Genomic DNA, 12645 nt, shown 5'->3' on the forward strand with positions numbered 1-12645 from the left:
TAATTTATTCCTTAAGCCTCTAAAAAGTGAGCACCGTCCGAATTGACTCTCCCTGACGCATTAAATCAAAGGCCTGATTAATATGCTCAAAGGGAAGAACATGAGTAATTAAATCATCAATATTGATTTTCCCATCCATATACCAATCAACAATTTTAGGGACATCGGTACGTCCACGCATCCCACCAAATGCAGATCCTTTCCACACTCTGCCCGTAACCAATTGGAAGGGTCTGGTAGAAATCTCCTGCCCTGCCCCTGCAACCCCAATTATGGTACAAACACCCCAACCTTTATGACAACACTCCAGTGCCTGACGCATCAGTTTTACATCACCTACACATTCAAAACTGTAATCAGCGCCTCCCTTAGTCAATTCAACAAGGTATGCCACTAAATCATTATTAATTTCAATAGGATTAACAAAATCAGTCATTCCCATTTTTTGAGCCAATGCTCGACGTTCGGGTCTAATATCGATACCGACGATCTGCTCTGCCCCAACCATACGCGCGGCTTGAACCACATTAAGTCCAATGCCGCCTAAACCAAAAACAACAACACGAGAGCCTGGAGTAACTTTTGCTGTATTAAATACAGCTCCTAGCCCTGTAGTAACACCACAACCGATATAGCATACTTTTTCAAAGGAGGCATCTTCACGAATTTTCGCAACAGCAATTTCAGGTAATACAATATAATTAGCAAATGTTGATGTCCCCATATAATGAAAGATTTTTTTTCCATTAAAGCTGAAACGACTTGTTCCATCAGGCATTACCCCCTGACCTTGTGTTGCGCGAATTGCCTGACAAAGGTTGGTTTTCTGGGAAAGACAATATTCACATTTACGACATTCAGGAGTATATAAGGGAATTACATGATCCCCAGGTTTTAGAGAAGTCACTCCGGGGCCAATATCGACAATAACGCCAGCACCTTCATGCCCTAAAATAACGGGAAAAAGCCCTTCAGGATCATCACCAGATAATGTAAATGCATCAGTATGACAAACCCCTGTAGCCTTAATTTCGACGAGTACTTCTCCTTTTTTTGGCCCTTCCAACTCAACCATTTCAATTACCAGTGGTTTCCCAACCTCGTATGCTACTGCTGCCTTTACTTGCATCACACCCCCTACTAAGAAAATACTCCTTCCCCCAATAACTAATTATTTAATTTTATTGAAAAAAGTTACCTTTATTAAGATAATTTAAATGCAGATGATCGCTTTAGCAATGATAAACGTAATTAATACCACAACTCTTCAATCTCATTTATTTCTTTTTAGTGTTATTTTATACTTATAGATTAAACTAATACTAAAAAGACCAAATAAGTCTCAACTCAATAGGACAGAGCATGATCATTCATAGTGAATTTAAACCTGCTTGGTGGCTCACCAATACACATGGGCAAACTCTGTATCGGACATTGACTCATCGAGTGAATGTCTCTGTTGATTCTTATGAGCGACTTGAGCTTCCTGATGGCGATTTTATTGATCTAGCCTGGAAAGTTAATGGATTAGGTACTGATGCCCCTTTAATTATTCTTGTTCATGGATTAGGTGGTAATATCAATTCAGCATATGTAAGCACCTTGTTCAATTCATTCAATAAATCAGGTTACCGAGCTGTTTTAATGAATCTTCGTGGTGCAAGCGGTGAGCCAAATCGTCTGCCACGCTTTTACCATGGAGGAGATACCACTGATTTGGCTCATTTTCTCAATGTATTGAAATTTAGAGAACCCAAAACCAAGAAAGCTGTGGTGGGTATTTCATTAGGCGGTAATATACTTCTCAAATGGTTAGGAGAAGTAAGCTCCCAATCTTTAATTGATGCAGCCGTAGCAGTTTCTGTACCATTCCAATTGAAAAATGTAGTTCAAAAGATAAATAAAGGATTTTCTCGTGTGTATCAGGCACATTTGTTAGAAAAATTACGCACCGTCTTTTTACAAAAATTGGATGTTATAAATTGCCAATTACCGCTTTCTAAACAGAAGCTGTTTTCTATAAAAACTCTATACGAATTTGACGAACAAATCACTGCTCCGTTACATGGATTTGCTAATGCAGATGAGTATTATCAAAAATCCAGTTCCAGACAGTATCTCTCTCAAATTGCTACACCTACTTTAATTATTCATGCTTTGGATGATCCTTTTATGACGCCTGAGATCCTCCCCGGTACTGGTGAGCTATCTTCAGATATTCTTTTAGAATTAAGCCCACATGGAGGCCATGTAGGATTTATTGCAGATAAAAGGCACTTTTGGTTGGAGCAACGTATCCCTAATTTTTTAATGGATTATCTGCTGTTTTCTTCCAATACATGTGAATTAGAAAAAATTAATTAATCACTTATAGATTAGTGCATGTTGACAATCCATCCCCGCCGCCTACGTGCCGCGACTTGTTCGCGGCACGTAGGCAGTGGAATTGTCAACATGCCCTAAGCAATTTTCTTGAATAATAAATCTTGTCGTCTCAATGAGCGCAATAACACTTCAAAAAATTCAAATGGTTCTTATGTATCTATGGTGACCCACTATAAATTGTCTTATTTACATCATTTAGATAAAAAATAATACAATATGTCCTATAATTGAAAATAGAGTTTTTTTTGAGCCTGGATGATGATTAAAACAAAAATAATTAAAAATGATAGTTTACTTAAAATCTATGGAACCCATTACTCATCCCTGGCGCATAATCGCTCTGACCTTGAATACTTTAAAAGCTCCAAGGTCCGTATTTTTTTTAGAGATTCAGAGGAGAACATGTTGGCAGGTTTTTGTATCAACTCAGGTCCTAACTATCGAACCTTTCTCCCATTGAATCCATCTCAATTGCAGAAGCTCTATAGCGACTACAACTTTGATCAAAAAAAGCCTCATGAAATCACTTGTCTTTGGATTGAAAAAACCTCACAACATGCCTCCTGGGTCGTATTTCTTTATTTTATCTTATTTCTTGATGTGCTTCGTTTACCCATGGGCCCCATTATTTTTGGTACCCATGGAAAAAATATTAATAATTTTTTTTCTCTCCCTTTTCCGAGAATCATCTTCTACGAAAAGCTATTTGTACTTACAAAAGGAGAAGAATGCGATTTTTGGATTAGAAAAGGGTCTAAGTTGCAATTCCTAAAAGGTTTTATTGTACTTGCAACAATCAGGTTATTTATGGGGAATAAAACTTTAGCTCGCTTTCGTTTGTGGCTTGATAAAAAGAAGTCAAATTAAAAACTACAATCCTAAGTGGTAACATGGAGATAGGTAGTATGAGTAGTATAAAAAGAGAACACACTTCCCTTAATGAATTAGCATTATTTGGAGGTTCACCAGTTCGCACAAAACCTTGGCCAACCTATGACAAGGGAAATGTTATCATCGATGACGAGGATACCAATCTAATTCTGGATGTGATTAAAAGCAAGCGGTTATTTCGCTATGACAACCGGGAAATCAAGGATACAAAAGTAGGCCAATTTGAAGAAGGACTGAAGGATTACTTTAATTCTGAATATGCGCTTGCTGTAAGCTCTGGTACTGCAGCAATTTCGCTACCACTTATGGCTCTTGAGCTGCCTGATGACTCATTAGTTGGATGTCCCGCGTATTCCTTTACAGCAACACCCAGTGCGATTATCCAAGCACGGTTAAAGCCGCTCCTTATCGAAGTGGATCATAATCTTCACATTGATTTAGCGGATCTTGATAAAAAAATTGCTCATATGAAAGCATTAGTAGTGGTCCATATGCGAGGTTTTCCTGCTCCGCTTCCCCAAATTCTGGAACTTGCCGAACAACATGGTGTACCTGTTATTGAAGATGCTGTTCCCAGCCTTGGATGTAAGTTAAAGAATAAATATTTAGGCACATACGGTCTGGCGGGGGCATTTAGTACCCAATCGGATAAATCATTAAATACTGGAGAAGGAGGATTTATCTTAACCAACAACAAGGATCTCTATCTAAAATGTGTTATTTTATCTGGAGCCTATGAACGTCTTTATGAAAAGCACTTCTCCAATCAACTTTGCCCCATTGATTGTACCGCGATACCTGTATTTAATTTTCGTTTAGATGAAATCCGTGGTGCGCTTGGATTATCTCAATTAAAAAAACTCAATAAGCGGCTCAATTTGCTCACCCAAAATTATACTTATGTCATCCAAAACATTGTAAATTTAAAATGCTTAAGACCACGTGGTACTTGGAATGAAGCTGCATTGCCGCTTGGTGATAATTTACTGTTGGAATTGGATGGCTCAATAGAAGACTGTTGCTGGTTTGCTGAAGCACTTACTGCAGAAGGGATCGATACAAAAGCTCTTGGAGACCTCACTAAAATCAATGTTCGAAGATTTTGGGACTGGGCTTATTTATTTAAGGATGTAGCAAAACACGAAATTCCAAATCTTTATCCTGACAGTTTTAGAAACATTCAATCATATATTGATATTGCGCTTTCGCCCACATTGAAAAAAGAAGATCTGGATGAATTCTTAACTGCCATCAAAAAGGTGCATCATCATTATGAACTCAAAAGATAATTTGAACCAATGTGTTGCCTTGATCACAGGTGGAAATGGTGGGCTAGGTCTTGCCATGGCACTCGCCTTACGAAAGGCTGGAGCACAAGTAATTGTTTGCGGTCGAGATCAGGAAAAGCTAAAACAAGCCAAAACACAGGATCTCATCCCACTTATGATGGATGTAAGTCATGAAGAAAGTATTCATGAGGGTTTTAAAACGATATCCGGCCAGTTTGGAAAACTGGATATATTGATTAACAATGCGGGGATCTATGAAGATCAACACCTGTTAGATCTTTCACTGGAACAATGGGAGTATCTCATAAGCACCAATCTTACCTCGGTCTTTCTCTGCTCGCAAAGCGCAGTTCGTCTTATGAAAACCCAACATCATGGTAAAATTATCAATGTAGGCTCTATGTATTCTCTGTTTGGCCACCCGAACTCCATTGGATATGCCACCACAAAAACAGGAATATTAGGTCTAACGCGTTCGCTTGCATTAGAACTTGGTCCCTGGAATATCCAGGTTAATGCTATTTTACCAGGTTGGTTTGAAACAGCAATTAACGGTTCCTTACCCCAAACGGACAGAGGTGAGGAAATCAGGAAGAAAACACCTCTGGGTAGATGGGGCCAACCTCAAGATATTGGCCCTTTAGCTGTTTTTCTCTCCTCAAGTGGCTCAGACTTCATAACTGGGACAATCATCCCGATTGATGGAGGATACTCGGTCTCCGATCGCACTATTTGGTGAGGGAAGCAGACCTTAGTACTCATGAAGCATTTTAACTTTTTATCGACTCCCAAAACGCGATATGAGCACCTGTTGGATCGGCAACCACTGCAAATAAACCAAAATCACCCACTTTGGTAGCAGGGACTTTTACCGTTGCCCCATGCTTTATTGCTTTGGCTAAGGTGTCTTCTATACCTTCTACCAAAATATATGTCATCCAATGAGGTGGAATTTTATCTTGTTCCTCTTGGGGTATTTCCAAAATCCCCCCTATTGATTTATCGCCCGTGCTCGTTCTAAATAAAGTGTAGATCGTATCGCCTACCGCTTCTTCGGTATATTGCCAACCTAGTACATGCCTATAAAACTCTTTTGCAGCGATGACATTATTGGTAACCAGTTCGTTCCAGCAAAACTCACCAACCTGTGGGTTATTCATCATTAATCTCCTTATTTGTTTACTGGATTCAGCAATAAAGGTACTCCTATTTGTTTTCCTTGGTGGAGTAATCGTAAGAAAAAATGCAGAATTCCAGAACTTCCGACCATCAAATCCGCCGTGGCAACATGAGGATCTTCAGTTAACCAATAATACGCCCCTGTTTCTGTTGTTTGTCTCATTGCATACAGAAATTTCGCTACCAATGCTGCTCTCTCGAGCCATTCCTCATCACCTAATACACGAAATGCTTCCAAATAAATATCTCCTAATCCACTTAACCCATGACATTGGCTAAAATTAGGATAGCGCAAATGGATAGGATGAATTCTTAATGCGTGACGAACTAAATCCGCATACTCTTCTTCACCTGTCAATTCATAGAAGCGTAAAAAGGTCAATGCAATACCCGGGCCACCATGACACCACCAGCGCCACATAGCAGGATTCTTTGTACTGTAAGTCCACATGAGAAGAGAGTCTTCCCCTACGTGTTGATGAATTGCCTGTTGCTGTAGCCAATTTATTGCGCGTAGAGCACTTGTCCGCGCTGCAGTGTCATTTTCTCGTGCAGAAAATTCAGTTAAAAAATAGGCAATACCTGCAACACCATGAGCAAAACCAGATAAAACTTCTCCTGACATTCCAGGTACACCTTCTGGCATAATCCATGAACCATCAGCGAGCTGACTTGTAATTAAATAATCAACACACGGTTTTATATTTTCTTGAAAGGATGGTATGCCCAACCGATCGAAACAATACATTGCTGCTATTCCCTGACCCGCAGCGCCATGAGTAACATCAGGCCAATCCACAGTTTTATTCAAACAAGTATGAATGACTTTAATTAACGATTCATCGGAACTCTGAATACCTGAGGAAATCGCCTCCGTCAAAGCAACACCGACACCAGCTGCGCCAAAGTGCAATCCAGGTAGTTCACTATCAACGGTATATTGATCTGAAATCAACCAATTTATAGCTTGCTGAATTCGTAACTTGCCTTCTTGAGGTAAAAATCCAAAGTGCTCCAAACGGCTCAATGCATATACAACTCCAGCCACACCGCGATTTGCACTTCGTCGAAATTCATATTGCTGACTATAGCGGTGTTTTATTTGATGTTGCGCCCCATTTTCTATGGATACCGATAACCAAAGACCCGTTTCAGATTGAATAGCGCCAGATTGTAATAAGCCTCGAGTACCCTCTACTAATGTATTGTGTATTTCTTCTTGAGTTAAGAAGGGTTCCTTCGGATTTTTTGTTGGCGCATGTTTGGGTTTTAAATCTGCAATTGACTGGGTAAGCACCGATGCAATCACTTCGAGTGAAGGACGTACTTCTGGGTCACTACTAATACAATCTATTATAACTTTCAGCAATGGCAACGGAGCTCCTTGGGTCATTTCCTGTAAACAAGCGAGCAAATGGTCATTATTATTCCTAACAATGCGGCGTGGATCGATACCGGTTAAGACTAACAGCATCAGGCATCCAATAGCATATAAATCATCTCCGATCGCTGGAGGCTCTCGATTTGCCTGTTGTGGTGACATAAAACCAGCGGTACCGAGTCCAAAAGCGGGAGATTGGTCGTCTAAAGCATGGCATAGTTCTAAATCAAGCAAATAAAGCTCTCCATTCTCCGCAAGCCAAATATTGGATGCAGTTAAGTCGCGATGTACATAGCCCTCCTTATGCAGCTGATTTACAACGCCTAAAAGCTTTTGGCACCAATTGAGTAATAACATTTTCTTGTCGAGCGGGAGAGTGCCGAAGGTAGACCCTCCTAAGGTTTGCACAGCAAATGTTTCAATGCTCCTCCCTTCAACCCACTCTAGCGGTAAATAACCATCTCCTTCGACTTCAAAGTAAGCATCAGCAGAAGGAATAGAAAGATGTTGACTAAGATTAGCGTGCAGTTCAGCCTGCCGTTGTAACCGGGTGCGCATATCTCTATTGTAATGGTCAGTCATACAGAATTGTTTGCCCTGTTTAAGAACTTTTAATCCGACAGAATCCTGGCAGCGTAAATCCAAAACTTTATAAACCCCTCCCTTGGGTTGATCGCGCAGGATGTCCAAAATTAAATAACCAGGACCAAATAATTTGGTTGGTCTTCCATCGACAAGGTGTACAGACTCAGGCAAATCATCATTCTGAGTTACTTCAAGACGCCAATCTTTAAATGGGTTCTCTACACCTTCAGGACATTTGAATGGCACTTGGTATTCATCAATTCGTAGTGATTGATCGGGGGCATAGATCATAAGGCGCATTAATCCTAAGCGATCGCGTTTAACAATCGGATTAAAACCGCCATATCGCGTATAAACGATATCACCTAAACGCATGTCTGAGATAATGCGCGGGCCAAGCATACCTTGAGTTAATTGAACAAGTTCCTGGGCTAATTGAACGGCATGCTTGTCATCCCTTGGGTAAATCGTCATAAATTTACCTATTTGGGTCCTGCCTAACTCCCCTTCATTGAGATAGCCTAAAGTCATGGTATCCCTTGCAATTTTAAAAGAAGGTACTTTATGCGTTAAAAGGCAAGGAATAATACGGTCCAATAATTGAATTGCCTCTCCGGGTATCGTGGAGATGTGTAATTTCCATCCCTGTATTCGATCAGTTTTGCCAACAGATGCCCAAGGACCACGTAATTCGGCTTCCAGTGCAAAAGAGCGTAGATAACTTGCATAATCAACATCTTTTGCACTGTTATTTAAAGAATTATTATGATCCTTAACTTGCTCAATATATGCCATAATTGTTCCCTAACGGATTCGTAAATTTTGTTTACCGCATTTGGAGATGAGAGGTGTAGCCACAGCTATCCCCACAGGTAGAGCCACAACTATCACCAGAACAAGTCACATCACACGTACTGCCGCCACATGTGCTACCACAAGTTCCAGAAGTACAACAACACGTTACATTTTCGTCACATATTAAATAGCCACCGCCAAATCTCGCTGATTCCAGCGCCGCAACGTGACTTCTTTCTTTAGCATTTTTTGTGACGCTGCATGTAGGACCACATGTATTTTCTGCACAGGTTTCTCCGCAAGTTTGCGGACAATCAAAATAAGGGGTTTTGTTACTATCTGCTCTTGTCATAGGAATCTTACCAACTAATCCTTGCACAATAGCTTGAAGATTCGCGTGTAGAATTATCTCGTCACCTGAGGAATTTTTTTTCTTTAGTTCTTTGACTGCCTGTTCTGGTTCAAACACCAGCTTATGAAAAAACTCAGGATCTTTTTTAGCACGGTCAATCAATTTGGTAATTTGTTCCCTGTTCATGATATCTTCCTTGACTACGACTGCTAATTTCGGAAAAATTTGGCAAGTCAAATCTTGACTTGCCAAACAAGTTTATCGTTCAATTTTAACGAATGTTTCCTCCAAACTTTCCTTGGAGGCTTGTTGTGTAACCGCAACTTTGGCCGCATGTATTATCACAACTGCTGCTGCAGGTATTACCACAACCTTCTAACGCACCGCCGCCTTCCCACATGCCTGCACCAGCTGCGTGTGTCATTCTCTCTCTTTCAAGAGTAAGGTTAGTGGTGTATCCGCAGCTTTGGCCGCATGTATTATCGCAACTGCTGGAGCAAGTGTTTCCGCAACCTTCCAGCGCGTCTTTAGAGTGAGAAAAATAAACGCTACTTTTTAATTTTTCAGCTGCAGTGATATTCGTTGTATATCCGCAACTTTGACCACAGGTATTATCGCAGCTCGTAGAACAAGTGTTACCACACCCTTCAAGACCAAGTATATTTGCGAAAAGTGCTTCTACATTTGAAGATACGATGCTTCCTCGACTGTGCCTATCCAAACTATCCAGTGAACCTAATACCTTTTCGGGTTCAAAGACAAGAGAATGGAAAAATTTAGGGTCTTTTTTTGCGCGTTCTATTAACTCATTAATAGCTTTATGATTCACGGTTATCTCCTTAATATTTAAATAATAAAATTCCTTTATATACAGCTACACATACAGCTACACCTACCGCTACATATACAGCTACAAAATTCATTTTTTTATTAAATAAATCGAAGAAAATACGGACTTTTGGACTGATCAAAAAAAATACAATTTTTATTTTGTGTCAAATAATATTAGGAAAAATTATATTCTTCGTCAAGTATAAAAATTTCCCAAAAGTGATGGTTAAAAGATAAAATTTCATTTTAGAAATCGGGTTGCGAATTAGCGGTTGAATTTACTACTGAATTCAAGATATTGTAGATTGAAAACTTAATGCAATCAAAATGGCTCTCATGAATATATTTTATGAAAATAAATAGGAATCCAACAGCTAAAGACATTTTTTACGCTGCAATTATTGAATCCAGTAATGATGCTATTGTCGGAAAAGATCTGAAAGGCACAATTATCAGCTGGAATAAAGCAGCTGAAAATCTGTATGGATATACAGCCAAGGAAATTATCGGTTTATCAATAGATTACCTTATCCCTACTGATAGAAAATATGAGATTCAGCAAATCTTAACAAAAATTAAAGAAGGTAAGAAAATAGATCATTATGAAACTGTTCGCTTGAAAAGAGATGGAACAGAGATCAAAGTCTCCATATCTGTCTCTCCAATTAAAGATGATTCCGGTAAGGTAATAGGCGCAGCGTCCATTATCAGAGAAATTCCATTTGTAACCCCTGAGCAAAAGAAGTTTGAATTAGCTGTGGAAGCTGCCCCAAATGGTATGCTTGTAATTGATGTTCAAGGTAATATAAGACTTGTAAATGAACAAATCGAGAAAATGTTTGGCTATACTCGATCTGAACTTTTGGGAAAACCCATAGAGGTTCTTGTCCCTGCGCGTTATAGAGAAAACCATCCGCAATATCGGGAAGATTTTTTTAAAGATCCTAAGGCACGCTTAATGGGGGCTGGGCGTGATCTTTATGGATTAAGGCAGGATGGAACTGAGTTTCCTGTTGAAATTGGCTTAAATCCTTTACAAACAGATGAGGGAGTTTTAGTTTTTGCTTCCGTTGTAGATATTACTGAACGAAAACGACTGACCCAGCGATTTGAGTTGGCTGTTGAAGCGTCTCCAACTGGAATGATAATGATTAATCGCGCTGGGGAAATTGAACTTTTAAATTCGCAAATTATTAAAATGTTTGGCTATGAGAAACATGAATTAATGGGCAAGAAAATAGAAATTCTTGTGCCTGAACGATTCAGAGCAAAGCATCCTGAACATCGACTTGTTTTTTTTGAAAATCCCAAAGCACGGCTCATGGGCGCAGGACGAGATCTTTTCGGTCAAAGAAAAGACGGTACTGAGTTCCCTGTTGAAATTGGTTTAAATCCATTAATTACTGAAGATGGAAGCTTTGTTTTAGCGTCTGTTGTTGATATTACGGAAAGAAAAAAAGAACAAGAAAAATTCCGGTTGGCGATTGAATCGACCCCAGCAGGAATTTTGATGGTAAATAAAATGGGAGAAATAGAACTTGCCAATAGACAAGTTCTTAAAATGTTTAAGTATAAAAAAGAAGACTTAATTGGACAAAAAATTGAGGCACTTATACCTATCCGATTTCGTGCCAATCACCCCAAATATCGTATGGCTTACTTCATGAAACCCCAAACACGAGCAATGGGAACTAGTCGTGATTTATATGGCTTGAGAAGCGATGACACTGAATTTCCTGTTGAAATTGGCTTAAATCCATTAAAAACAGAGTCAGGAATCTTTGTTTTAGCCTCTATTATTGATATAACTGAACGTAAAAATAATGAACAAATGATAAAAAGGAGCAATGCAGAGCTTGAACGGTTCGCCTATATAGTATCTCACGATTTAAAGGCACCTTTAAGAGGAATTGCTACGATATCTGAATGGATTATTGAAGAATACAAACAAAAATTAGATTCCAAAGGAAGGAACTATTTAGAACTGCTTGATAACCGAGTTAAAAAACTGCAAGCTTTAATTGATGGGATACTGGAATATTCAAGAATAGGACATGTTCAAGGAGAACCTGAGCGAATTAATTTAAATAAATTAATTGAAGAAGTTAAAGAGGTTTTAATGCCTCCCAAACACATTAAAATAAAAATCCAGCAAGATCTTCCTGTTATCTATGCAGAAAAAATTCATATATATCAAATAATTCAAAATTTAATTAGCAATGCCATCATTTACAATGATAAGAAACAAGGGCTAATAGAAATTGGAGTATCCGAGCATTCTAAAGAGTGGAAATTTTTTGTAAAAGATAATGGAATAGGAATTGATGAACAATATAAAGACAAAGTTTTTGAACTTTTCCAAACACTACAAAGTAAAGAAAAATACTCATCTACGGGAATAGGTCTTTCGCTTGCCAAAAAAATTTTAGAGCTTTATGGTGGAAAAATTTGGTTTAATTCAATAGTTGGACAAGAAACCACCTTTTATTTTACATTAAATAAAGAAAAAGTAAGTGCGGGGTAATAATGTATTCAACAAAACCAATTCTCCTTATTGAAGATGATCAAATCGATCAAATGGCAATTCAAAGAGCCCTTGCAGAACTTAAGATAACCAATGAACTCGCCATTCGTGAAAATGGCGAAGATGCTTTGATCTATCTTAAGGAAATTGGGAGACCCTGCCTTATCATTTTAGATTTAAATATGCCGCGAATGAATGGTTTGGAGTTTCTAGATATTATTAAAAGGGATAAGTTATTTAAATTCATTCCTGTAGTTGTATTTACAACGTCTCAACAAATAGAAGATAAAATAAGGGCTTACGAAAAATGTATTGCAGGGTATATTGCAAAACCAGCAGATTCCAAAAAAATCATAGAAATATTAAAATTAATTAATGATTATTGGACAATTTCAGAAGGCCCCCTCTCTTAACAAGATAAGAGCAAAGTAAA

At 38.7% G+C, this 12645-nt stretch carries 11 protein-coding genes; 6 read left to right on the forward strand and 5 right to left on the reverse strand.

The window, feature by feature from the left end; genetic code table 11:
- Positions 1–19: 19 nt before the first annotated feature.
- Positions 20–1129 carry an S-(hydroxymethyl)glutathione dehydrogenase/class III alcohol dehydrogenase gene (locus FOLKNPGA_RS13015; RefSeq protein WP_182350304.1) on the reverse strand — a complete coding sequence of 370 codons (1110 nt, stop codon included), beginning with the start codon at positions 1127–1129 and terminating at the stop codon, positions 20–22.
- Positions 1130–1362: 233 nt separating this feature from the next.
- On the opposite strand from FOLKNPGA_RS13015, the gene FOLKNPGA_RS13020 reads away from it, so the two are divergent.
- The 4 genes from FOLKNPGA_RS13020 (at position 1363) to FOLKNPGA_RS13035 (ending at position 5304) form a co-directional block, all read left to right on the forward strand.
- Positions 1363–2364 (forward strand): hydrolase, encoded by a 1002-nt coding sequence (locus FOLKNPGA_RS13020; protein ID WP_182350305.1) that lies wholly within the window; start codon positions 1363–1365, stop codon positions 2362–2364.
- 276 nt (positions 2365–2640) lie between these two features.
- On the forward strand, positions 2641–3252 hold the full coding sequence (locus FOLKNPGA_RS13025) for a hypothetical protein (protein WP_182350306.1): 612 nt from the start codon (positions 2641–2643) through the stop codon (positions 3250–3252).
- A 38-nt stretch (positions 3253–3290) separates the two neighbouring features.
- Positions 3291–4565, forward strand: a complete 1275-nt coding sequence (locus FOLKNPGA_RS13030; protein ID WP_182350307.1) for a DegT/DnrJ/EryC1/StrS aminotransferase family protein — start codon at positions 3291–3293, stop codon at positions 4563–4565.
- Positions 4549–5304 carry an SDR family NAD(P)-dependent oxidoreductase gene (locus FOLKNPGA_RS13035; RefSeq protein WP_182350308.1) on the forward strand — a complete coding sequence of 252 codons (756 nt, stop codon included), beginning with the start codon at positions 4549–4551 and terminating at the stop codon, positions 5302–5304. Before FOLKNPGA_RS13030 ends, FOLKNPGA_RS13035 begins: the two co-directional genes overlap by 17 nt.
- Before the next feature lie 31 nt (positions 5305–5335).
- On the opposite strand, the gene FOLKNPGA_RS13040 is transcribed toward FOLKNPGA_RS13035, so the two are convergent.
- From FOLKNPGA_RS13040 to FOLKNPGA_RS13055, 4 genes are all read right to left on the reverse strand, one after another.
- A complete protein-coding gene (locus tag FOLKNPGA_RS13040; RefSeq protein ID WP_182352865.1) occupies positions 5336–5725 on the reverse strand; it encodes a VOC family protein in 390 nt (129 codons plus the stop codon).
- Positions 5726–5736: 11 nt separating this feature from the next.
- On the reverse strand, positions 5737–8505 hold the full coding sequence (locus FOLKNPGA_RS13045; RefSeq protein WP_182350309.1) for a lanthionine synthetase LanC family protein: 2769 nt from the start codon (positions 8503–8505) through the stop codon (positions 5737–5739).
- Between the two features lie 31 nt (positions 8506–8536).
- A complete protein-coding gene (locus FOLKNPGA_RS13050; protein ID WP_182350310.1) occupies positions 8537–9043 on the reverse strand; it encodes a hypothetical protein in 507 nt (168 codons plus the stop codon).
- Between the two features lie 85 nt (positions 9044–9128).
- Positions 9129–9686: a hypothetical protein gene (locus FOLKNPGA_RS13055; RefSeq protein WP_182350311.1), complete on the reverse strand. Its 558-nt coding sequence runs from the start codon at positions 9684–9686 to the stop codon at positions 9129–9131.
- 351 nt (positions 9687–10037) lie between these two features.
- Between FOLKNPGA_RS13055 and FOLKNPGA_RS13060 the strand changes: the two genes are divergently transcribed.
- Entirely contained in the window at positions 10038–12212 is a 2175-nt protein-coding gene (locus FOLKNPGA_RS13060; RefSeq protein ID WP_182350312.1) for a PAS domain S-box protein, read from the forward strand.
- A gap of 2 nt (positions 12213–12214) precedes the next feature.
- A complete protein-coding gene (locus FOLKNPGA_RS13065; RefSeq protein ID WP_220471039.1) occupies positions 12215–12625 on the forward strand; it encodes a response regulator in 411 nt (136 codons plus the stop codon).
- Positions 12626–12645 lie beyond the last annotated feature (20 nt).

It is taken from the genome of Legionella sp. PC1000, assembly GCF_014109805.1.
Taxonomy (GTDB): domain Bacteria; phylum Pseudomonadota; class Gammaproteobacteria; order Legionellales; family Legionellaceae; genus Legionella; species Legionella resiliens.